This is a genomic window from Fictibacillus sp. 5RED26 (assembly GCF_015903895.1).
GTDB lineage: Bacteria > Bacillota > Bacilli > Bacillales > Fictibacillaceae > Fictibacillus > Fictibacillus phosphorivorans.
Map to the genome: position 1 here is coordinate 12,065 of NZ_JACZDU010000009.1, position 22,955 is coordinate 35,019.

The window sequence follows — 22,955 nt, forward strand, 5'->3', positions numbered from 1 at the left end:
AATTCTATATGGGTGCACCCTTAATTGAAATGGTAAATATAAATAAAGTCGTTAAATCCAAAGAAATATTAAAAAACATTAATATAGAAATACATTCAGGAGATATCGTAGGCATAATTGGTCCGAATGGTGCTGGTAAAACCACACTTTTAAAAATATTACTTGGACTTTCCGAACCGACAAAAGGAAAGATACAAATAAATGGAAAAGATATTAATTACAAAGAATTCCTCTCTAATGTAGGTGCAGTAATCGAAAACCCTACAATGTACCCTTTTTTAAGTGGATGGTCAAATTTAAAGCTAACTTCTAGGATGAATAATAAAGCTGTATTAAAGGAAGAGATTGAAAGTATAATACATTTTTTTGAACTAGATAAGGATATTCACAAGACCGTTAAACACTATTCTCTTGGCATGAAACAACGATTAGGATTAGCTCAGGCGATGTTACACGATCCTTCAATATTAATATTAGATGAGCCTACGAATGGATTAGATCCAAAAGGTATACATGAATTGCGAAATTATATAAAACAGTTATGTTCTAAAGGTAAAACCATTATTATATCAAGTCATTTACTGGCAGAAATAGAAGCTATTTGTGACCGAATACTAATTATGCAAGAAGGTACTATACTTAGTGAAAATATAACAGATTATAGGGATAAAACCTCTTTATCAATAATAGTTAGTGACACGGAAAAAGCAGTAAACATTTTAAATTTACATGGTATAAATTCAGTGACTTCCAATAATAAAGAGTTATATATAGAAACTACCCCAGAAGATGTTGCTAACATTCTAAACCTTCTTTCAAAAAACAACATATTTATATATTCTACAAACCTTTCATCAATAACCTTAGAAGATAGGTTTCTTGAATTAACCGGAGGAAACAGATGAACAACTTAATAATAAACGAAAACATTAAACTCTATTATCAGCGTTCAACTCAGGTGTTGTTTGTGCTGCTATTTTTATTTGTTTTGTGTGGTGGAATAATTTCCAAAGTAGGAAGTGGGTACTTAGAAGACAATCCAGACTGGAAAGATGATTTAACTAAGTACAATAGTTTTTTGACTAGTCAGATGGAAGCGAACCCTCAATATGTTGAACCTTACACAAAAGAGATCCTTATGAATGAATACAGGATTAAAAATAACTATGAACCTATTGCTGACGACAATATTTGGGGATTTATTAATTCAATTAGTGGCAAGTTGTCGATCGCTACTATCTTTTCAATAATTATAGCCTCCAGCATCCTTACAAATGAATATAAATGGGGTACACTAAAAAATTTGTTAGTAAAGCCATACTCCAAAAGTAAAATTCTTGCTTCTAAGTTTATAACTGTACTTATTTATGCTTGTGTTCAATATTTACTTATGTTGTTTTTTTCATGGCTAATTGGTGGATTTATGTTTGGATTCTCTGGCACTTCGCAGCCACATCTATTCGTTGAAAATAATGTGGTTAAAGAGATTAATCTCTCTATGTATGTATTGATAAATTATGGATTAGATGCTATAAACCTCGTTGTACTTGCAACTGTAGCATTTATGATTTCTACCTTATTTAATAACAGTGCAATCAGTATAGGCGTGTCAATCACGATAATGTTTTCATTAACAGTACTTACAGATTTCTTTAGCGACTTTTTTTGGAATAAGTATTCTTTGTTTTCAAATCTTCATTTAGAGGATTATTTGTTTGGGGGAGTACCTAAGATGGAAGATATGACATTATATTCCTCATTATTTATAATATCAATGTATCAAATCATGTTTTTACTTATTACGTGGATAACCTTTACCAAAATTAAAAGGGATGTTTAAGAAAAGAATCTTTATTAGAATCTTAAGGAGCTATTATGTTTTTAAATAAACTTACGGTCGACAAAGGTACTAATTTAAATTTAGAAAAATATCCTTTCTCTATTCCTACTATTAAACATTTGAGCGAATATGAGTTTAAATCTAATATCACGTTTTTTGTTGGTGAAAATGGAACTGGAAAATCGACATTATTAGAGGCACTTGCCTATAAAATTGGTTTTAATACAAGTGGTGGAAGTAAAAATAACAGTTATATTAATAATCAAGATAATACTCTTGGAGAAACTCTAAAATTATCGTGGCTACCTAAGGTTTCTAATGGATTCTTTCTTAGAGCGGAAACATTCTTTCAGTTTGCAGAACACATTGATAGTTTAGCTGAAATTGACAGAAAAGCTTATATCCCATATGGAGGTAAATCGCTCTTAGAGCAATCTCATGGTGAATCATTTTTTTCACTTTTTAATAATAGGTTTAGCCATAGAGAAAAAAGTATTTACCTTCTGGATGAACCAGAAGCAGCATTATCACCTTCTAGACAACTAGCGCTGTTGCGCACTTTAAAGCAACACGATGTTCGTAAAAAATCTCAGTTTATAATTGCCACACATTCACCAATACTGTTAGGTTATCCGGATGCAACTATTGTAAGTTTTGACAATGAAGAATTAAAAGAAATTACTTACGAAGAAACAGAACATTATTTGATTACAAAGTATTTTATAAATAATAAAGAAAAATTTCTATCGGAGATATTTGAGGATCTGTAGATGATGCTGAGATATTAGTCGGTCATTATTGTCGTTATCATTGGCAACAAGTTTACGATTTTGGCTAAAATCAGAAAAATGATTATGAACGCATGCCTGAAAAGTATAAAACTATTCACGAGTATTAGAGAAGACGTTCGGCTTAAAATAAGATAAGACTTCGTATACCCATTTATTAGTGGATATACGAAGTCTTATATATTTTAAACAGAGAAAATAACGAGGAGGAACAGAATTGTTGGACAAGCAAATTATAAATGACATAATAAATGAATTTCGTAGGTTGCAGGAGCTTCTTGGTCACCAGTATGAAGAAAAAATACCACGTACTAAGGGTTATATAGAAGCTTACAGTAAATCAAAAGAATTATTGGATAAAATTAATGAATATGAAAAATATATCCTCACACTAAAAAAACTAATAAAAGATAGCTAGTAGTAATTGGAAATGGAATAAAATTCAAACTTAAGGTTAGTATAAAATATTAAACTTAGGAGGAAATAAATTGAAAAAAATTTCAATATTCTTGTTACTAACTTTAATTGTAATTGGTTTATTTATCGGTAAAGATGTCTTGGCAAATCAAAAGCATTCTTCAAGTAAATCAGAAACCCCAAGTCAGTTTTTGAAAAATAATCCATTATTGTCTTATAGAGAATATGATGACGCTACAACTAATGTGAGAGAAAAGATTTTGTACAAAGATCTAAGAAAAGTTGCAATTAGTAAATTAGGAAAGTTAATAGAACCTCGAGTTTACTCTGGTGACGGTGAAAAGTTAAACCCGAATGCAGAAGTATTCTTCTTTAGCTCAGTACTTGATGCAAACAACAGAGTTAAATGTAGATATATCGTAGTAGACGCTAGTAACAACAAAATGTTATGGGCCGGGGAAACAGAAGTATTAAAAGATCATAAGTATTACAGGGATTTGAAGAAAGCTACAAATAATGACTGACTAAAAGTCAGTCATTATTTTTTACCATTAAAAGGTTTAAAAATTCACCCTCTGTAATATCAGTTCGTTTTCTTTAGTTGTATGAGGACTCTTTACAATCCCTATAATTAAGTTTGTTTCATTATGTACCTGTTTATTTGGAACTGTAAATTTTGTCGTAAAATCTCCTAAGCCTTTAACTCTTATATAAGGTTTGGAATATCTTCTACTTTTTTCAATTTTTCTTTTCTAGTCCTTTATTTTGTATCAATTAACTCTACTCTATTGATACATTTTCAAGTTCCTGATATTATTGACTTCGGAGCGTCTCATATACATATATCAATAATAAGGAGAAATCGTTATGAAATATGGGTATGCAAGAGTATCTTCTATTGGCCAGAATCTAACTGCACAGATTAGTCAATTAAAAAACAATGGGTGTGAAATAATTTACAAGGAGAAAGCTTCTGGACGTAACAAAAAAAACCGTGAGGAGTTTAATAGTTTACTTAATACTATTAAGTCAGGTGATACAATTGTGGTCACAAAGTTAGATAGATTTGCTCGAAGTACAAAAGATGCACTTTCTACTATTGAGTTGCTTAATGACAAAGGTGTCTCTCTTATTGTACTAAATATGGGTGGAGATCGAGTTGATACTTCTACGGCTATCGGAAAGCTTATGATAACTGTACTATCAGGAATAGCAGAGTTCGAGGCAGATATGATTAAAGAAAGACAAATCGAAGGGATTGCATTAGCAAAAGAAAGGAATGTATATAAAGGGAAACCCAAAAAATACACAGAGAGACATCGCGGTCTACAATATGCACTTGAATTATTCTTTAACAGGGATATGAACAAAATGACCGTTAAAGACATAGAGTCAATTACAAATATTAGTAGAGCAACTCTGTATAGAGCAGCTTCAGAAAGAAAAAGAAAAGGAATGATATTATGAAAAGCACAGGTATAGTTAGAAAAGTGGATGAACTAGGTAGAGTTGTAATACCTATAGAACTAAGAAGAACTTTAGAGATTGATTTAAAAGATCCTGTAGAAATCTTTACCGAAGGGGATACTGTTATCCTAAAAAAATACTCTTCTAATATGACTTGCTCTATTACAGGGTCTATATCACCTAATAATAAAAGTTATGCTAACGGTAAATTCACATTAAGTCCTGAAGGTGCAAAACGTCTAATGGAAGAGTTACAATTACTCAGTAAATAACCTATATTATGCCATTAAGTAAACAAAACTTAGTGGCTTTTTTATTTAAATAATTTTTAGCGCAAAAAGGTAAATATGTATTTTTGTAGAATTTATAAATCAGTAAGATAAAAATAAAATACATAGTAAAGGTGGAAACAAATGCTTAAGAAATTAAGAATTCCATTATTGAGTTTAAGTTTACTTACTGCATTGCCCGTATTAGCAAACGCTGAAGAAGGTACTTCATCAACGGAATTTTCAGTTAGAGCTGTACCACAAAAAGATGCAAGTATTAACACCGAACAAAGTATGTCTAATTCAGATGTCTCTATTCTTACAATTTCAGATCCTTCAGGTTGGCAATCTAGAGGGCAATATTCCAATACAGTATATGTTGGAAATACACCAAGACAGGCAATCCCATATCAATCTGGTGTTAATTGGCGCTCAGCTGGTGGAAATTTCAAAGTTGAATTTACGGGTATATTAAGTGGGAACTCATTTACTGCACAACTCATGGAATATGATGCTGATAATGCTGATGATCCAGTAGGCCAACCAATTAGAATTGACGCCTTCAATAATACATTATTAGCTGAAAATATCTCAGGGTTTGTAGATGATACTGAAGCTGAATTTTATGTTCATGTTTATAATGCCTTCACACAAGACTTTATTTATGCTGAAGGATTCGATTGATAAGTAAAAAGGTGTCACCAATTGGTGACACCTTTTTACTTAATTAATTATCTTATTGTCATTACTGTATATAGTAATTTTATAAGTATCGTTTCCAATCTTCGATTTCATTTGATCAGATTTCAGAAAATCATCAATAACTTTTTCAAGCTGCTTGGCAAAATCTTTTGAATTTTCCTCTGAGCTTGATAAAGTTATAAATGCTTGTATTTCTGGGACTGGATCAATAGAATATCCTACTGTGGAGACATTATAATCTCTTTTACCCAATAGTTCTTCCCCTACAATATCAAGAATTCCTAACCACTTTTTATCTAGTTCTCTTCTCTCCATATCAATTTTCTTTATGTTTAAGGGAAGGGTTTTTAAATTATTCTTAATTAGAACATCATTAACCGTTTTCTTTAGCTCGATAATTCTTGTTTCTGTATCAGGTATGTCTATTTGAATAGTTTTAGGGTTACTACTCATTGATAGTGATAAAAATTTGTATTCTTGTTTTCTTAATTCAGTTGTAACTATAGTATGGATTTTTTCATACTCTAAATCAGCTGTCTCCCTTTTTTCCTTATCCTTTTCTAAAAGATCATCCTTAGATTCATTTGATAACATTATTTTTTGTGTATAGGCATCATAATTTCTAGCTTCCAAAATGGAGCCTGAAATTGTTTCTACATCTCCTTTAACGTCTTCAAAGTATTCCTCAGAACCCTTTATTCCAATTATGAGCTCTTTTTCAGGAACGGAAACACCTACTCCAGATATCTTATACCCTTTGGCCAATAGCTCTTCTGAAATATGAGTTACTATATCTTTTGAGCCAAAGACTTGATTAAGAAGAGGGATTTTAGAAACTACATTTGCCATTACTGGAGAAACTAATGAAGAACTCATCAAAAGTACAAACAGAATTGCTGCTGCAGCACTTATATAGAACGTTTTATTTGAGTATCTATGTTGTTCCTTTTTGCCTTTGTTAATTGCAATTTTTATTCTTTGATTTAATTTTTCCTCAGGAATCTTAACTTTGTCTATCTCATTTTTCACGTTTTCTTTTAAATATTTTTCCATTAAATACACCCCTCTTTGAGATCAGATTTCAATCTATTAATAGCTCTATGTAATCGAGCTTTAACAGTACCTTCAGGACATCCTAAGGCTTCACTTATTTGTTTTATGGTCAGGTCTTTGTAATACCTTAAAACTATTACGGTTTTATATTGCTCTTCTAAACGTTCAATTGCCTCCACTAAATCTAATTTGTCAACAAGATTTATCCTGTGATTCAAATTAAACCTTTCAATATCACTAAATGGGACTATATTCAAACGATTATTTTTCCTAATAAAATCAAGAGCAGTGTTAATAAGAATTTTAGTTATCCATGTTGAAAAATATTGAGTTTCTTTTAGCTGTTTTATTGACACAAATGCCTTATAGATTGTCTCTTGTACAATGTCCAATGCAAGATCTTCATCTTTCACATACAAAAAGGCCACACGAAATAGTTTATTTTTTTCTTCATGAATTAACTCCTCAAATGCTTTAGAATTACCTTTTTTAGCTTTGTTAATCTTTTTTTCATTTGACATCAATACACCTCTTTCTTAAACCGTTAGACATAGAAAAACAAAAAAACGTTGCAGAAGAGTAAAATTTTTTTACTTATTTTTGAATGTATAAAATGCTTCTTTAATGTTTACAGTATCTACATGATTCCTTATTAAAAATCTTTATATTAAATATTTGGGTAAGTAATAAATGTGTTTTTACAAAAGTAGAGGTGTACTTTTACAATTGGAGAGTTAGGTGGGGTCATAGTAATTTGTAAAAATGGTAGCGTACCGCGAATTAAAATATTTGTGAGTAACGTAAAAGCGACTGGACATTAATTGTCTGGTCGCTTTTGTCTTTGAATCCTTAATATCCTTAATAAAATAATAGCTACAACAAGGAACAGTAAAAACTTCAGGGCACTGCTTACTATAGAATTTAATTCAATATGGCCTAATGGTAAGAAATTATTAAAAGCTCCAATAAAGTTCATATTTTGTCCGTCTGGCATAAGCATAGTGTAGGTCGAGAAGATTATATAATTACTTGTATGGGTTAATGATTCAGCCCAGGCTTCAGTTGCAAAATAGGTAATGCCTTTTTCAATAATGTTATCGCTTTGTTCAATGCCTTTTTCTTCTACCCACCCTACAAAATCAGCTTTACTTGGATTTGTAATGACCATGATAATGAAGATTCCTATGAAAATGATTAACCGTTTCACTTGTCTACTCCTCTTTCAGTTGGTTATCTCCACTATCTCTCACTCTCTTTGTTTCTTCTATTTACTTTTTTAATTTCTCTATCAACATTTTTAATGATCTCCACACTTGGTACTTGGCTTTTCTCCTTATTTCTAAAACGATTGATTCGTTCGTCTTCACGCTCAATTAACTGTTCCGCAAATGTTAAGAACTTCTCTACATCCTGGTTGGCCAGAATGCTAATATAATTCACCTTGTCCTTAGCTTCTATAATTAATGGGGGGATTCCATGCTGAAGTAAAGAGTAGTTCATGATTAGACGTCCAGTACGTCCGTTTCCGTCTGAAAAGGGATGAATGCGCTCAAATTGAATGTGAAAATCAGCTACGATTTTAATGATGTCTTTTTTACTTTTTGCCTCTCCCAGCTGCCAATTCAAATTTCCTACCCATTGATCCATTAACTGTGGTGTTTCACTAGCTGAAGCTGTTAAAAAGTCAGCCCCTCTAATTGCATTATCTGAGGATTTGAATCTCCCTCTATCATGTTGCAACTTATTTGTAAGTAATTCGTGAATGTCTTTTACTGCATTTACTGTTAATGGTTGATTTGTCTGAATTTGATGGATAATATACTCAAACGCTTCTCGATGATTATCAACTTCATAAAATTCACGTAAATTAACTTGGCTTGGAACCGTGTTATACAAAAGGATGGAAACCGTATCCGCAAGACTAATCGTATTTCCTTCTATTGCAGTTGAATGGTGCGCCAATCTTACTAAAACATCTTCTAAATATTCTTGTGGTAAGCCTTCCTTTTTCATGCCGAATCTCCTTTCTTAATCATTCATTATTGTTTTAAAAAATTACTTCTTCTCACTTTTTAAGCGTGTAAGGAGACTATTCACAGCATCTCTAAAGATTGCTGCCTTTGTCACACCTTTTGTATTGGTTTGAATCACATAATGCTCAAGTTTATCAAATACGGCCATCTCCAAAGATACACTGAGATCTTCGTTGTAAGCTGGACGAATTCTTAATACCTCGCCTGGCACATTAGGACCTTCATATTCCTCCAAAATAAAATCCTCAATAATAATGCTTCGTTCCTTTTTAGGAATATACTTATCCAAGTCTTGAACCGTTCCAATATCCACTTTAAATGTGTTTCTTTTCATAACCCTAGGTGGGAAGGAGTTTAATGTATAACGTTCGATAAGCTTATTTAGTACATCCCTAAGAACAATGGATTTATTTATGCTTATGCCCATCTTTTGGGCTTCTTGTACAATCTCTTCTAATTTTTCTATACTTTCTGAATTAAAGTGGAAAGGATAGATTTCATTTTCACCTTCCAATTGAACGGGTAAGTCTTTTATATCTTTTGGTAATTGATATTCTTTCAGTAGATAGTTTCTAATGGTTCTGGATCTTGCTGTTTCGGGGACTAAGGTATTAAAACGATTAATCATACCTTTGTCAAAGTTGAAACTTAATCTAGTCAAAACTTAAGCCTCCTATTTCTTATTTCATTACTGTAATTATAACAAAAATGCATTATTTATTTTAAAAAAAGACCTGGAATCAGTGTTCCAGGTAAGGAAATAGCCAATATAAGAAAAAAAGTCTTACAGAATAATCATACTGTAGCCATACTTAAAAAGCTAATCAGTTTTTAAATAAAAGAGTAGGACAGGAAATTCAACTTACAATTCCCTGTCTTCCTGCCCATCATGCTTCAAATTAAGTTAATTATTATTAACCATAGACTTTTCGTACTGTAAAATTTGTTCGTATGTTAACCACTCAGGTTTCTCATCATCAGTAAAACCATTATACAGATCCTTCATTTTTGCGATCTGCTCTTTTTCATTATTAGCCCATAGATTCTTCGCATTTCTGTTTCCATAACCTAAGTAATAATCACAATCGGTTCTTAACCTATCTAATAACATATAGTTAAAACGATTTTCAGGGCTTGGCCTCTCCACAGTTTGGATAAAACGAACTTCTAAATCACTGTTGATAGGGAAACCAGGTTCACCCTCAAAAACATTTCCGCAGCAATATAACGAAGGGGTTTCGTCATTCCCAAGTGTGATGTCTTTATACAGCTGATTTGTTTCAATACACTTATATACGGGTCTATCCCAATCATCCACACCCATTAACTCCATAGTTCTTATGTTCCTATTTTCCGTTGTATTTTCGTTCATTATCCTTTTCTCCTTTAAGTCGTTTTATGTTTCTAAAATGATATAAAGATACACCCTTCATTTAAGGTAATCTGCGCTCTTTGTGGTAAATTAAAAGGCGTTCTGTGGTGAAGTCAAAAATGAGCCCCTCATAGTTTTCTTTTATATCTGATAAAGAAAAGCTTTCCTTAAACTCTTTTTCTATTTGGGGTACGATTATTGAAATAAAATCTTGTATGTTTGTAACCTCTATTTCTTTTTGGGAGATTAATTGGCCGGCACTATAGCAGATGTCTTTTTCCAGTTCGAAAGATTGTTCCATTATGTTCATATTCCTCATCCTTTATCAGGGAAAGCCTTAACCGGCTTTCCCTCTTATTTTTATCATTTAAATCACTTCAAATTCATAAATTCCTTTCGCTGGTATGAATTCAAGTTTTCCTTCTATGGTTTGAAGCTCTATCAGTTCATCACCATCTGGATCTAGAAAAATTTGATCAACATACCCTTCGTAAATGTACTCATCTGAATAATTAATTCGATAACTTTTTCCAATCTTAATTGTCCCTTCGAACATAAAGGATGTATGGTTTTGATAATCGGTATGATGTCTCTCAATCGTAACGGTATTCATATTCTTTCTTTCTCCTAAACTTTTTTTCTTATTATTAGCTATTTCTATTTAAGTCTTCTCTATTCTGCCGAGTTCCAAAGTACTTCTTGAAAATCAATGGGGAATCTCATTCCATTCGCTTCTTTTATGACGAACCATTCACTATGAATAGCTGTTAACGTACCGCCATATGATTGATGTGATGTTCTTATTAATAACGAAGTTCCAATCGGTAAATTACTAATAATACTTTTTTGATTTCTCATGATTAGCACCTCCTTCTATAAATTAATTATACCTGATATACATTAAAATAACAACACTTTAATGTAGATTAGGTATAATTAATGAACTGTTTTAAATCAGAAAAAATATAAAGAGCGTCATCCAAAAATGGATGACGCTCTTTAAGTACATGAAAGGGACGGAAGATATGATCTAACATAAGATAATTTCTTCTGGTTGGATAAAACTTCTACATTTTTCTTATCGGCAGATTGCAAAGAATCCTAAGTATTTTACACTTGATTAAATAGCGAATTTATCTTTCGTTCAGCTTCTTCTCACTTTACATGCCATAGGTAAGTTGTTGTTTCTTACTTTCAACTTGTTTAGGCTTTTTTGTGAGAATCGTATAGCCTCGATCCATCTTTTTTTGATTGTTTCTTTCTTTTAACTTGTCGTTCCAGTCTTTTATGGACTCCTGCACAGGGAGGTATCCTAGGTCTTCGTATGCTTCATGGTACTTGACCACTTTTCTTTGCATTTTCTCCAATGTATCTAAAGGAAATGAAGAGTAGTGTAAAACAGCACTTAAATCCACCGTACCGTGTGTAAGATGGTTTGAAAGAACTTCTGCACACTTTTGGATGGAAGACACTAAATCGATTCTCTGAGGCTTTTCTCCGGCTTCTAACGGTTTTCCAAAGAAACGGCCATAACCAAAGTCATTGGATATTTCATTCGTCTCACTTAGATTGGTTTCTGCTTTATGAATGGCCGCAATCTGCTTCCAATCCACTCTGTATGCAATAGCTGCGTCCTGGTACATCGGAATGTATTCTTTTGGGATCTGCGTGTCATTAGGAATCAAATTCTGTAGATTAATCTCTTGGCCATCTTTTGCCTTCATTGTCATCTGTTCCATCTTATCAACGAATTTATGTCCGGCCACATCATTGTCTACACCAAAGAATATCCCGTTCACCGGCAACGTTCCCCTGGATGCAGCTGTATGATGTATCATATTCATCACCGTTTGCCGTTTTAGTCCACTCATTGAGATCAACCGGCAGTCTTTTAGATTTTTATTTAAGGACCAATAGCTTAATAAATCGATGGGACTTTCGAAAAAGTAAAGTGATTTGGGCAATCCTAAAGATACGTTAAATCCATAATGAGCTTCGGAATTCTTACTAATTTGCTTGAACGTTGTACGCTTTCCATTCCCATTGTTCATGGCCACGGTTCCCTGAAGATCTGCTCCTACACACTGACCCGTTGAGCCCCAGACAAACACACAATTCTTTTTTACGTCTTGGCGAATAAGTCCCTTCTTAATTAAAGCTGAAACGATTTGGCCATCGATGCCTCTCTCTTGAATCAAATAGTCTTCAACCGCAGCTGTAGAAGTATCGTGTTGGATCTGATAGACATATTCTTGCGCCGGAGCCTCTTCGAAACGCTTCTCCATCCCCTTTTGATAGTCATTTGAGGTAAGCATCTTAACGGCTTCAGGAAACGTTTTATCAAAGAAGGTTTGAACAAAGACGATGGCGTTTCCCGAGATACGTTGTGAGTTCCAATGGAAGACATTTTCTTTTCGATCGATGACCAAACTATCATGATCGATTCCGAAGTAATAGCGTTCAGATTTCTTTTCAAGCGCATAGCCCATCTCTTCACAAAGGCTCACGATATCGACGGATGCTGCGCCTTGAATTTGTTCATCGCTCATTCGTTTTTTCATGTGTATTCCCTCCTTAAAATAAAAAAAGGTGAAGACCTATGTGGGCTTCACCTTCCTTGTTCATATTCCATTTCTTTTTGTAGTCGCTGATATTTACGTTTGTTCTTTAAGCTTTGATAATCCACATCAAGCGCTCGTTTTATTTGATACAGAGCACTATTTCCTAATCGGCCCTGGTACTCAGAGTGGAAGGACTGAGGGGCTTTCCCATCAAGAGAACGGTTTTGAAAGGAAGCTCTTTCCTCCATGCGGATCTCTTTCATTTCCTTTAACATGGCGTTCCCAAGTTTCGTGTATAGTTCATGATGTTTATTCTCCCGGTATTCCTCGTACCGTTTGACCTCAATTTCACCGTCTCCATACACGTCTTTTCTAAAGTTCATCTCCTCTTTTAACGCTTGATCGAGCTCTTTAAAATCGGCTTGGTGATACTTTTCGATATACATCGTAATCAGCGTGTCGATCTCCGGTCTTACTTCCTTAATGGCATTGTTATTGTATTTCCACAGGCTCATATCTGAAGGAAGTTGTGTATACACTTCGTTGTATTTCTTCATTAGGAATCGATCTTGTTTGGTTCTAAATTTGTATCCTTTAGGAGCGATTCGATCGTGGATCAGTTCCGATATTTTGGTTAACTCCTTGTCACGATCCAACAGAGAGTTGGCTACTTTGCTTTTGAATTTATCTAACGTTGTTTTTTTGCGATTCCCACGTCTAGCTTCGTAAGTTTCTCCCGTCTTCTTATCTGTATAGATGCCGTAAGGTTTCGTTGGGTGTGGTTCTACGATAGCAACATGAACGTGTATGTTGTCCGTATTAAAATGGAGGGAGGCAGCCCAAACCGCACTCTCCTCCATGCTCTCTTGTTGGAGAACAACATCCATTCCTTTTCGTACAGCTTGTTGGATGGCACTCTCATTGATCCATCCGGTTTCTTCTTTATAAAACCCATTATTCTCTAGCCATGCATTATCAAAACTAATCACATCCTGCCACATAACGGAGTCATTCTCCTGGGCGGTTTTGAAAATAAGTTTTAACTGATCCTTCTCTCGTTGAGTGAGATGATCTTTATATTTGGTGAAGATCCCATTACTCTTCTCTGGGTTCTCCATGTATTGGTTGTAACCGTCTAGCTGATTCACATTATACGTTTCAAATTTCTGTGAGCGAGTGGCTTCGTTTCGATTAATATAGTTCACGTAAGACGTAAATTTTTTTGACTTCCCCGATACATATTTTGATACGAGCACGACACCTGGACTTCCCATGCGATCACCTTACATTCATTCGGTTTTTAAAATAAAAATCAAGGTGATTGTTGAAATCACCTTGAGGATCTACAACTTCATATGTGGTTCGTTCATTCTTTAGTACATCGTAGTAAAGCTTTGCGACCATCTGCTTGTTCAATCGACCCGTACCTATTCCTAAAGAAGGAAGCGAGATCTTCTTACAATTGAAAGCTCGCGCAAGATTCACTATGTTTTTCAGGCACGTTTCGACCGTTTGTAAAGAAGAGGTTTGCCCTGGCTTGTTCATTGTGACCGCATGAAAGATGTAGTTGGCTTTCAAGCCTCCGGCTGAAGTTATGAAGACGCCTCCAGCATTCATTTTCCGTTGAGCTAATACCTGTTTTGCTTCTCTTTCAATCGAACCTTTTGTCGCAAAATGAAGAGCTTCAGCAACCCCCGGAAACTTGATGTACTTACCAAGAAATCCGCCCATGTACCCGACTCCGTTTGAAGCATTCACGATCACATCAGCCTCACAGTTTTCTATAAGACCTTTCTTAAGTTGGATCACTGACTGGCTCTCCTTTTTTCTCACGTTCGAGTTTCTTTTGACGATAAGCTGCGATGTCACCTTCTACTTTTTCTCTGGCTTGTTGAAGGGCTTTCGTCTCGACTAATTCTGTCGTGACATAGTTCTCTTGGTTATTCGTTAAGATGTATCCGTTCCAAAGTTCTAGACTAATTCGAGCGTTCTTGTCAGCGTATCCGGTTCTAACTCGGATCACGTCCAGATCTCTCTTGAATCGCTCATAAATTTTTTCGACTAGCAGCTCATCATAATTGTTCAGCAACTTTTGAAACAACTCATGTTCTGAAAAAATTCTCTCGATTGTTTGGTTCATGTTTAAGTTATACTGGGCCATTTTTTTGTTTAAATAGGCAATCCCATAATCTGATTCTTCCTCTTCACTAAAACGTACATGTTTACTTACCATTCTTTATCATCCTTCCTCGTTCATCCGAATAAATTCGTTAATCACTTTTGTGTTATGTCGAATCACCTGAAGACAACTCTTCACGAGCTCTTCATAGTCCGTTCTTATCCCTTCTACTTCTTCTGCGATCACATGCGTGTCGAGAAGTTTTAGCAAATATTTGTTCTTGGAAACGCCCGCAGCCTTCGCTTTGTCTGTGAGCTTTTGATTCGTCGAAGTTGAGATATCTTTGATTGTTAAGTGGGCCATTTTTTCAAAACCTTTCTTCGTTAGATTGAGCAAACGCGAACTTTAGTCTTCGAAAGATCGTTTATTCTTTCGAGTCTGGTAGCGATAGCTACCAGACGTCCTCCCCTTCGAAAAGAAGGGGAGGCGAAAGCAATAAAGAGCATAAGGGAAAACTGCAACCATTTCATGGTTGAAACCGCAGTGCGGTTTGTTTTTTTGCGGTTCCACGAAATCATAAAATAATACCAATCAGGTATATGAAAATCTTACGAAAATACCACCCAGGTATATGTTTTTCCTGATAAAATACCAGTCAGGTATATCAATTTTTAGAGATAATACCTATCTGGTATACATAATGAGTGGTGTTTTACTCGTCATTTTCGGAATAAAACTATCATTTCACTTCTAGTTCTTGCTTCTTTTTCTTGAGATTTTTTATTCGTTCTTGCTGCTCTTTTATCAGCTTCTCATGATCTGTTTTTTCTCTTTTGTAACCTTCAATTTTTAAAGTAAGTGATGAAATAGTTTGGTTTACTTCTGCTTTTTCTGTTTCTGTTTTGTAATCGAGTTCTTCTTTTAATGACTCTATTTTTTGTTGTAACTCGTTCTGATTTTTGTTGGCTTTTGCAATCATTTCTTGTTCTTCTTTAATGATTTTTTCTGCATCTTTCATTAACAAATTTGTATACTTCACTTCATAAAATGCATCTTTTTGTGGAATGAATCGATCATGTTTTTCTGTTTTGGCGGAAGAAACATAGATTTTTTGGTCTCCCTTCATCACACTTTTTGATTCGTTCTTATCATAAAAATCAAATGAAACACTCTTCCATTTGTCCGGTAAACCATGAACGAAAATGACATAATATTGATCGGTAATCTTTACAATTTTCTTCTTATATACAACTTCTGTATCTGATTTTTCTTTTATGTTTACACCAAGATCAATCGGAATTCCATTTCCCCTTTCTTTCACTAAGACATTGATCTCAAGTAAGTTTTTACTTTCATAGAAGTCTTTGCTCGCCACCTCAACATCCATTTTAGAGAATGAAACCGGCGTTCGAAGAGCTGTATCTTCATGAGCTTTTGGCATATTAAATAGCACTCTACTAGAAAAAAAGAATAAAAAAAGAAAGCTGATAGAGAAGACCATCAGCTTGTACTTAGTTCCGTTTTTCTTGAATTTTATTTTTGAAAACAACTCGTTTTACACCCCTCTTTTTTACTGGGTTACACGAACAATGACGCCATTATAGGTGCCTTTCCAGTAACTGTTTTGCATCGATGCCACTCTTACACCACCGGTGTCTTGGCAGTTTAAAAATTCGCCATTCCCTAGATAGATGCCCACGTGTCCATTTACTTTATAAGTATCAAAGAAAACTAAATCGCCTCGTTTGATATCTGAAGGATTCACACGGGGACCTTTATTTATTAACGTATCCGTTGTCACTGATGAGAGTGGTCCAAGGTTCAACCCAGCTTGTGAAAAAGCATAGTGAATGAAGCTACTACAATCAAAATGGCCCCGTGCAATATCACCCTGATTACGTCCTCCACCGAACACGTACGTTGAACGACCGATGAACTTCGACCCCTCTGAGATGGCTTTCTCTACCGTCTTATGACCTCCTGGCAACGGCTTTATCCCTCCGTTTTCGGAACCATCATTCGCCACTAAATACCTCATCACATGTGACACATATAACTGGTCGCCATACTTCCACTGGCCATTATCCCGTTTCCTTCCCCCACTCTTCATAAACGCGAATTCTGCAGCATTTGCTTCCGACCAACCACCGTGAGTATTAATCGCCCAAGGGATAAAACCATAGCCATAATTGTATCCCTGAAGGCTAGTTTCATTGACGTTTTGCTTGGCGTTTTCCTTCGCGTATTTGTATCCGATTGAGAAGTACTTCACACCAACTTCAATCGAGTAATGAGGATCTGTAATAGCATTAGGCGGCAGCCCTTGAGACTCACTTGACTGCATCACATCAGGGACTCGTCCTCCACTTTCTTGCATCATGATCGCGAGGATTAAGTTTACAGTCTCGGGTATTCCATTCTTCAAACATTCCTCTTCCACTTTCGAACGATACTGTTCGACTTCAGGAGAAATATTAATAGGAGAGACGCCTTCAAATGATCCTCCGTTATTCGAATTCCCCCCTACTGCACCAAGAATCAGGAGGCTAACAAATAGACCGATAAACACATAAGCGCCCACAGAAGACAAAAGGAGAGCCAATAGTTTCATTAGCACTCCTTTAATCAATTTATTCTTCATTTGATTCTAAGCTCTTTCCAAACAGTGCGAAATAGGAGATCTTCCATTCGTTGTCTTCGCGCACAACATTAAAATGAAATTCAACACCAATCGTACTTAACGGTTTCTTCTTTTCATCGAATAGTTCGGCTGTCGTTTTCGCAATGATTGTGTGGTTTTCTCCCATTCTGAGGTAGTCTTGCAAGCTAATTTTAGTTACCTCTCGATACGCATGTATAGGCACTTTTGTGCTTTCATCTTCGGTTTTCTTTAACTCCTCGTAAAAGTCACGTGAGAGATATGGCTTAGCATCCTCAAGGCTTTTAAATCGATTGTTGGCATCATAGGTATAGTACGCTTTTATAAAGTCCGTGACCGTTTCCCCAACTTCTTCTCGGTTCTTTTTCTTGATTGCTGCCTTTTCTTTTTCATAATCGCTCATGGTATCTTCCTGAACTCCGGATTCAATAATTAAATCATTGGCAGTCTCCGTCTTTTTCTCCTGAACAGGTTGTTTCTGTTGGAAAAAAAATAAAACCACAGCTGTGATAAATAGCACAACTGTGGCCAAATAAATCCTTTTGAGGTTCTTGTTCCCTTGTCTATTTTTCATCCCTTGATCTCCCATCATTAAGCTCCTCCTTTGAATAACGCTAGCTCTTCCGGTGTAACTTCTACGGTCATTACTAGGTTCTGATCACCAGCGATAGAAAGAACACAATTTCCTTTATCAAACGTTGGCATCATCCCATATTCCATGTCTGTCATTTGGTCACCAAAGAGATTTTTTATTAGTTTCATGGAGGTCGCGTCTTGTCTGAAGATTGCTTTATACTGCGTCAATCCGAAGATCTCAGAAAGCTTATTAGAAGCAAGCGCCATCTTTTCATTGGCTACGTTATCAGCCTTAGGAAACATTCGTTCCATACGCTGCGTTGCCAGGACAACTCCCCCAAAAAATTTCCTTGCTTCAGACATCAATGTTACAAAAAAGTCAGCTGTAAACGATTTTTCCATGTTAAGAACGTTGTGACATTCATCTACGATAATTAAGAATCGTTTGATATCCCACCAGTGCTTAGTCTGGGTGTCATAAGCGTCTTTTTCTCTTCTTCCTGAGTGCATCATATTAGCCCATATTTGAGTAAGTGCATTGAACACCTGGATATCAAAAATCTCCTTTTTTAACTGCGAAAGATTCCCGATGTCATAAAATACAATCTGTTCATGAGTCATGTCTGGAATCGTGGTACACCCATCAAATAACTCCCCGTACTGCCTCACGAGGTTACCAATAGATTTTGATATATCACCGATTCTTCCTTTGAAGCGTTCGTCTTCTTCCAACTGATAACGTTCTAAACAGTAAGCATGAAATTCAGACAAGATTGGGTAGTCTTCAGCCGGTAAATTCGTAATACGCACGTCACCAGAATAGTCCCACAGGTTTTTAAAAACATAAAAGTCATAAACCAGTTCGTCAAATTGTTGTTGTTCAGCGTCTGTACTTTTAGGATTTAACATGAGGTAGCACATGTTAAGTTTAGATACATGTTGTCGGAAGGAAGCAGCTTCATCAACTTTTAATTCATTCTCACCCTCAGTTGAAACAGTAGGGAATACTTGAAAAAGGTTAACCCTTCCTCCTGAACCGTCCAAATTTATGGTCTTCCCACCAAAATCTTCTGTTACAGCTAAAAACTCTCCTGACTTATCAAAGCCTCTAATAAAGTTTCCTTTTAATGCATTATCACGTAAGATTTTTTTCAAAAGAGTTGATTTACCTGATCCCATATCACCTGATACAAAAAGGTTATAATATAGACGTTTCATCGTCTGATGAAACATATCCCAGTAGACTGTTCCTCTTGTTCGAGTGTAGCCATAATAGGCTCCTGTTGGGTCCTTTAAACTCGTTTGATCGTGCGCAAATCCAAGGCCTAACGCTTCAGCCGGAATCTCAATACCAGGCCTCTTGTTTACGAGCTTTTGTTGAGATTCATAATCTAAGAACTTCGCTTGCCATTCTTCCTTTTGTTCATCTAGAAAAACAATACTTTTGTATCCATCGCTATCTAAAGACTTGCATATCTTGTTGATCCGTTCTTCAAGTTGTATTTGAGTAGGTGCGTTAATATAGATGCGAACGTGAATACGTTTAATCACTTCGCCTTCTTTGTGTAAAGCTAGTCCCAGTTCTCGCAAAGTTTCAAATTCTTCATTCGCTACATCATACTGACTCTGATTTTTCGCGTTATCCCGTCGAGATCGTAACTCTTCTGTCGAGTGAGTAACCTTCTCTACATAATTCACGTCTTGCGTTGTAAACGTATCAACCGTCACGATCGTATTCTCTAAACTCGTAATCTCATTCAACCAAAATTCGGTAAAGACGTTCGGGAACCGGTAGACATGAAGACAAGCCTCGTACCCATCTCCTTTGCGGTTGTAATACTCCTCTTTAAAGGAGATGCCTCCCATAGGCTGCGTCTCGTAAATCAGTGCGATATCTTTTTCTACGCTCATTGCTTCACCTTCTTGTCCTTAATATGGAAGGATGAGGCGTGTAGTGGATTAATAGAATGATTCCATTCTTCTAAATGAATCTGTACGCCTCCAAGTCGCGAGGATTCATTTAAATACGAATCTAATAGTTGTTTAGAAATATAACGCTGTAATGGCCCACTATTATAACCGCAACCTAATGTACCTGTTACTACAGAGTTAACCGGACATTCGTTTAGTTGAATTTTGATCCCATCTCGTATCATTGGATTATCATCTATCGATATTAGTTCTTTACACATTTTCCTCATCCCCTTGTATTGTGATTGTTTAGTCGAAACAAGATTTTTTCTTTCTTCCGCATGGGTACCGTATTTACTCCGAGAAAATTATTAAATCTCCTCACTTGTTCCAATCGCTTCTGAAGTTCTTCCACACTTTTCCCAAATACAAAAAGGTACGTATCACGCATCTCATAAGTTTTTTCAATATGCTTCAGCTTTTCTAACTCTGTGTGTAACGCTTCTAATTGAGCCGGGTTAGTCGTTCGTTCGATCTTGTGTTTAAAGTAGTCTTGCTGCTGTTGATTGTCCTCTGGGAAGTTCATATACACTTCCTTAATCGGAAACGGATACTGCTTTTGAAACTTCCAGTTGTTTTCGGTCACAAACTGAAATTCTTGTTCATCCATGAGAAACAGATCGTATTTACGAACGTCTAGGATCTCAAAATAAACAACCGTCGCACCAATCTTACTTTTTATGAATTCTTCTTCCGTAACACCACATACGGGATATACTTTATTGATCTTATTAATCTGCTTCGTAATTTTCTTTTCTTGCCTTGTTTGATTAGGTTTTTTGGATTCTTTCACCTTTACAGCGTCAAACTGCATCATCTCCGCCTCCTACATAAAAATCCCTATCCTCTAAGGACAGGGATTTATACACCTTTCGGTCTTTCTTTAACACAATCATGGCCGTCTGATAGTTTTTCTTGTGTGGAACATTCGAACTCGGTAACAACAATACATAAAGTGAGATTGGAAATAAAGCAACGTAAGGAACCTCTAAAACCGGAAGAACGATCCATTTGGTGATCCATCCGACACCTAAACTAGCAATAATAATGATTCCGTCTAACACCGTAAGCTTAGACCACTTAGCACTTGCTTGAATCTCCTCTGGCACTCGTAACAATCTTCTCAAAGCTAGTTACCTCCATTCTTGTTTAAAATCGAATTTTTCGACATATCGTACGTTTTCCTCATATTCTGAACCGGTGTAGAATCATATACCTTTTGTGCAGTTTCTGCGTACTTATGAATCGCTGCATCACCAAGTGTAAGATTAGTAGATGGTTTTGGCGTTACCGATTGATCAAAATGTTGCTTCGCCTGTGTAATATAAGATGGCATATTCACACGAGGCGACATTACTCCGTTTCCACTAGTAGCGCCTCCTTGGATTGGTGAGAATTTGGCTGAAGGCTTATAGCCGTTCCCTCCCGATAACGGTGAGTTCTTCTCGACTTTTGAAGCGAGTGGATGTTTTGCCATCGCGTTCATACCTGAAGGCGTTGTATTCCCCTGACTTCCTGGTTCTTGCATACCACCAAGTGGCGTGTTGTTTTGGCTATTTGTATTACCGAGCGCAACATGTCCACCATTTGGTGCATTTTGACCTTCACGTTTCTGGCCATTCGAACTTCCTGCACCTGCTAAAGGTGATTGGTCGACCTTAGAGGATGTTTCTGATGCACCTCCATTTGGAGATTTATTTTCTGCTCCTAATGGAGTGTTGCTTCCAGAAGGCGAGCTTTCACCAGATGGATTTTTGCCTTCTAGTGGTGTATTTGCTTGTTCTGAAGTATTGTTCGTTCCACCTGTGTTTTTGTCTGAACCTAATGGTGTATCATCTTGAGCTTTTGCGGCCATTCTATTCTCTTTAAATCCGTCAAGGGCTCCTTTCACACCAGCGCCAACCGTTGCACCACCAACAGCTGCCTTCCCAAATCCTTTTGCTGTTCCTTTGGCCATCTTTCCAACTGTCTTGGCACCCTTCCCAATTGCATTCGTTGCCATGCTTGCCGTTTTAGCTGCACCCATCACACCCATAATGGATCGACTGGCACTCTTTAACCCGGCATCGATGCCAAACAATTCTTCAATGATGTTCGGACCATCTATAACAAACACACCGGCCGCAAGAAGAATGAAGATTTGAACCGGCTTTGATATGTCTGTATCGACAATAAAGTCTACAAATATTAAATAAAAGTTAAGCAACAACATAATGACATAAAGAATAATAAACGTGTTTCTAATTTTTTCTACAAGCTTTTTATTTCGTTGCCCCGTATCTATATCAGTCATGGCTGTAGACATCGTAAAGAGCTTTAAAAAACCAAGCTCAATAATGAGTTGAGTTGTCTTGAAACCTGTAAACAGTAGTACCAAGCATACCGTCAACAGCTCGATAATCATGTAGACGGGATGCCATGAGTAGCGATAGTAAGCCTCGTCTTCAGTAAAGAAGTTAGATTCGAGATCTTCTAGCTTGTACGTTCCTGAAGCATCATTTACTTTCTTTTGTAACATCTCTTTTCCACCTTCAGACAAAGGAGAAGAGGATAGGATACCTCCGGTGTCTACCGTTTCTGTAATATCAAGAAGACTTATACTCTGATCACTTTTGATGTAGTTACCAGGAGACGGATTAACATTTTTCCAACCACCTTTATCTAACACATAGATGTCTGTCATATTGCTTTGAATGATCTTTGTAGACTTTTTCGATTCAGCTTCTAATAAACTTACTCCTTGAGAGACTAACTTCTCCATCTGAAGCATTGACCAAGGGAGTACAGCAATTAACGTTAACGCTAGTAAACTATTTGTGATGTACTTACTTTTATCCGTTTGATTGAGGATCATAATTTTAAATCCTAACCACAACAATGCTAGTGATGCGATCGCCACAATCACTAGATCATACTTATCGATCCACTCATCAATGACAGCACTATCAAAGAAATTCATAACAGAGTAGATCTCCTCTAACGCCCCTGAGAGTGTGTCCACACAGAGTGCTAACCCTCTAATGATTAACCAAGCGATAATGCGAAAGGGTGCATTTAACAAGTTAGCCAGTGATAGATGATCCCGAAAGTCTACGAGGGTATCAATCATTTGTTCTTCGCTCATATTC

General features: G+C 36.0%; 30 protein-coding genes. 8 read left to right on the top strand and 22 right to left on the bottom strand.

The window, feature by feature from the left end:
* Positions 1 to 8: 8 nt before the first annotated feature.
* The 8 genes from IHV10_RS20070 (at position 9) to IHV10_RS20105 (ending at position 5,465) form a co-directional block, all read left to right on the top strand.
* A complete protein-coding gene (locus IHV10_RS20070) occupies positions 9 to 905 on the top strand; it encodes an ABC transporter ATP-binding protein (RefSeq protein ID WP_197133757.1) in 897 nt (298 codons plus the stop codon).
* Positions 902 to 1,840, top strand: a complete 939-nt coding sequence (locus tag IHV10_RS20075; RefSeq protein ID WP_197133760.1) for an ABC transporter permease — start codon at positions 902 to 904, stop codon at positions 1,838 to 1,840. Before IHV10_RS20070 ends, IHV10_RS20075 begins: the two co-directional genes overlap by 4 nt.
* A 35-nt stretch (positions 1,841 to 1,875) precedes the next feature.
* On the top strand, positions 1,876 to 2,610 hold the full coding sequence (locus IHV10_RS20080) for an AAA family ATPase (RefSeq protein ID WP_197133763.1): 735 nt from the start codon (positions 1,876 to 1,878) through the stop codon (positions 2,608 to 2,610).
* Positions 2,611 to 2,848: 238 nt separating this feature from the next.
* The gene (locus tag IHV10_RS20085) at positions 2,849 to 3,046 is read left to right on the top strand and encodes a hypothetical protein (RefSeq protein WP_197133765.1); all 198 of its coding nucleotides are present in this window, start codon (positions 2,849 to 2,851) and stop codon (positions 3,044 to 3,046) included.
* Between the two features lie 70 nt (positions 3,047 to 3,116).
* Positions 3,117 to 3,569 (top strand): hypothetical protein, encoded by a 453-nt coding sequence (locus IHV10_RS20090; protein WP_197133767.1) that lies wholly within the window; start codon positions 3,117 to 3,119, stop codon positions 3,567 to 3,569.
* A gap of 343 nt (positions 3,570 to 3,912) precedes the next feature.
* The gene (locus tag IHV10_RS20095) at positions 3,913 to 4,512 is read left to right on the top strand and encodes a recombinase family protein (RefSeq protein WP_197133769.1); all 600 of its coding nucleotides are present in this window, start codon (positions 3,913 to 3,915) and stop codon (positions 4,510 to 4,512) included.
* Positions 4,509 to 4,784: an AbrB/MazE/SpoVT family DNA-binding domain-containing protein gene (locus tag IHV10_RS20100; RefSeq protein WP_197133771.1), complete on the top strand. Its 276-nt coding sequence runs from the start codon at positions 4,509 to 4,511 to the stop codon at positions 4,782 to 4,784. Before IHV10_RS20095 ends, IHV10_RS20100 begins: the two co-directional genes overlap by 4 nt.
* Positions 4,785 to 4,925: 141 nt before the next feature.
* Entirely contained in the window at positions 4,926 to 5,465 is a 540-nt protein-coding gene (locus IHV10_RS20105; RefSeq protein WP_197133773.1) for a hypothetical protein, read from the top strand.
* A 39-nt stretch (positions 5,466 to 5,504) separates the two neighbouring features.
* On the opposite strand, the gene IHV10_RS20110 is transcribed toward IHV10_RS20105, so the two are convergent.
* From IHV10_RS20110 to IHV10_RS20215, 22 genes are all read right to left on the bottom strand, one after another.
* Positions 5,505 to 6,536, bottom strand: a complete 1,032-nt coding sequence (locus tag IHV10_RS20110) for a DUF4030 domain-containing protein (RefSeq protein ID WP_197133775.1) — start codon at positions 6,534 to 6,536, stop codon at positions 5,505 to 5,507.
* The gene (locus IHV10_RS20115; protein WP_197133777.1) at positions 6,536 to 7,057 is read right to left on the bottom strand and encodes a sigma-70 family RNA polymerase sigma factor; all 522 of its coding nucleotides are present in this window, start codon (positions 7,055 to 7,057) and stop codon (positions 6,536 to 6,538) included. The genes IHV10_RS20110 and IHV10_RS20115 overlap by 1 nt, the downstream gene beginning before the upstream one ends.
* A gap of 296 nt (positions 7,058 to 7,353) precedes the next feature.
* Positions 7,354 to 7,743, bottom strand: a complete 390-nt coding sequence (locus IHV10_RS20120; RefSeq protein WP_197133779.1) for a hypothetical protein — start codon at positions 7,741 to 7,743, stop codon at positions 7,354 to 7,356.
* 32 nt (positions 7,744 to 7,775) lie between these two features.
* Complete coding sequence (locus tag IHV10_RS20125; RefSeq protein WP_197133781.1) at positions 7,776 to 8,549, bottom strand: Fic family protein; 774 nt, start codon at positions 8,547 to 8,549, stop codon at positions 7,776 to 7,778.
* 42 nt (positions 8,550 to 8,591) lie between these two features.
* Positions 8,592 to 9,230 (bottom strand): hypothetical protein, encoded by a 639-nt coding sequence (locus tag IHV10_RS20130; protein ID WP_197133783.1) that lies wholly within the window; start codon positions 9,228 to 9,230, stop codon positions 8,592 to 8,594.
* Between the two features lie 243 nt (positions 9,231 to 9,473).
* Positions 9,474 to 9,941, bottom strand: coding sequence for an LPD11 domain-containing protein (locus IHV10_RS20135; protein ID WP_231619638.1), 468 nt, complete (start codon positions 9,939 to 9,941; stop codon positions 9,474 to 9,476).
* Positions 9,942 to 10,002: 61 nt separating this feature from the next.
* Complete coding sequence (locus IHV10_RS20140; RefSeq protein ID WP_197133785.1) at positions 10,003 to 10,251, bottom strand: hypothetical protein; 249 nt, start codon at positions 10,249 to 10,251, stop codon at positions 10,003 to 10,005.
* A gap of 57 nt (positions 10,252 to 10,308) precedes the next feature.
* The gene (locus IHV10_RS20145; protein ID WP_197133787.1) at positions 10,309 to 10,554 is read right to left on the bottom strand and encodes a hypothetical protein; all 246 of its coding nucleotides are present in this window, start codon (positions 10,552 to 10,554) and stop codon (positions 10,309 to 10,311) included.
* A gap of 59 nt (positions 10,555 to 10,613) precedes the next feature.
* Complete coding sequence (locus tag IHV10_RS20150) at positions 10,614 to 10,799, bottom strand: hypothetical protein (protein ID WP_197133788.1); 186 nt, start codon at positions 10,797 to 10,799, stop codon at positions 10,614 to 10,616.
* 302 nt (positions 10,800 to 11,101) lie between these two features.
* The gene (locus IHV10_RS20155; protein ID WP_197133790.1) at positions 11,102 to 12,502 is read right to left on the bottom strand and encodes a DUF3991 domain-containing protein; all 1,401 of its coding nucleotides are present in this window, start codon (positions 12,500 to 12,502) and stop codon (positions 11,102 to 11,104) included.
* Positions 12,503 to 12,549: 47 nt separating this feature from the next.
* Positions 12,550 to 13,776, bottom strand: a complete 1,227-nt coding sequence (gene mobP2, locus IHV10_RS20160; protein WP_197133792.1) for a MobP2 family relaxase — start codon at positions 13,774 to 13,776, stop codon at positions 12,550 to 12,552.
* Between the two features lie 4 nt (positions 13,777 to 13,780).
* The gene (locus tag IHV10_RS20165) at positions 13,781 to 14,311 is read right to left on the bottom strand and encodes a macro domain-containing protein (protein ID WP_197133794.1); all 531 of its coding nucleotides are present in this window, start codon (positions 14,309 to 14,311) and stop codon (positions 13,781 to 13,783) included.
* A complete protein-coding gene (locus IHV10_RS20170; protein WP_197133796.1) occupies positions 14,298 to 14,735 on the bottom strand; it encodes a hypothetical protein in 438 nt (145 codons plus the stop codon). The genes IHV10_RS20165 and IHV10_RS20170 overlap by 14 nt, the downstream gene beginning before the upstream one ends.
* A gap of 6 nt (positions 14,736 to 14,741) precedes the next feature.
* On the bottom strand, positions 14,742 to 14,984 hold the full coding sequence (locus IHV10_RS20175) for a hypothetical protein (RefSeq protein ID WP_197133799.1): 243 nt from the start codon (positions 14,982 to 14,984) through the stop codon (positions 14,742 to 14,744).
* 376 nt (positions 14,985 to 15,360) lie between these two features.
* Entirely contained in the window at positions 15,361 to 16,062 is a 702-nt protein-coding gene (locus tag IHV10_RS20180; RefSeq protein ID WP_197133801.1) for a hypothetical protein, read from the bottom strand.
* Between the two features lie 129 nt (positions 16,063 to 16,191).
* The gene (locus tag IHV10_RS23035) at positions 16,192 to 17,232 is read right to left on the bottom strand and encodes a bifunctional lytic transglycosylase/C40 family peptidase (RefSeq protein WP_305069425.1); all 1,041 of its coding nucleotides are present in this window, start codon (positions 17,230 to 17,232) and stop codon (positions 16,192 to 16,194) included.
* A gap of 19 nt (positions 17,233 to 17,251) precedes the next feature.
* The gene (locus tag IHV10_RS20190) at positions 17,252 to 17,872 is read right to left on the bottom strand and encodes a hypothetical protein (protein ID WP_197133805.1); all 621 of its coding nucleotides are present in this window, start codon (positions 17,870 to 17,872) and stop codon (positions 17,252 to 17,254) included.
* Positions 17,872 to 19,767, bottom strand: a complete 1,896-nt coding sequence (locus IHV10_RS20195) for a VirB4 family type IV secretion system protein (protein WP_197133807.1) — start codon at positions 19,765 to 19,767, stop codon at positions 17,872 to 17,874. The genes IHV10_RS20190 and IHV10_RS20195 overlap by 1 nt, the downstream gene beginning before the upstream one ends.
* Positions 19,764 to 20,048 (bottom strand): hypothetical protein, encoded by a 285-nt coding sequence (locus IHV10_RS20200; RefSeq protein WP_197133809.1) that lies wholly within the window; start codon positions 20,046 to 20,048, stop codon positions 19,764 to 19,766. Before IHV10_RS20200 ends, IHV10_RS20195 begins: the two co-directional genes overlap by 4 nt.
* A gap of 5 nt (positions 20,049 to 20,053) precedes the next feature.
* Positions 20,054 to 20,644 carry a hypothetical protein gene (locus IHV10_RS20205; RefSeq protein ID WP_197133811.1) on the bottom strand — a complete coding sequence of 197 codons (591 nt, stop codon included), beginning with the start codon at positions 20,642 to 20,644 and terminating at the stop codon, positions 20,054 to 20,056.
* Entirely contained in the window at positions 20,631 to 20,954 is a 324-nt protein-coding gene (locus IHV10_RS20210; protein WP_197133813.1) for a DUF5592 family protein, read from the bottom strand. The genes IHV10_RS20205 and IHV10_RS20210 overlap by 14 nt, the downstream gene beginning before the upstream one ends.
* A gap of 2 nt (positions 20,955 to 20,956) precedes the next feature.
* Positions 20,957 to 22,951 (bottom strand): pLS20_p028 family conjugation system transmembrane protein, encoded by a 1,995-nt coding sequence (locus IHV10_RS20215; RefSeq protein WP_197133815.1) that lies wholly within the window; start codon positions 22,949 to 22,951, stop codon positions 20,957 to 20,959.
* Between the last annotated feature and the right edge of the window lie 4 nt (positions 22,952 to 22,955).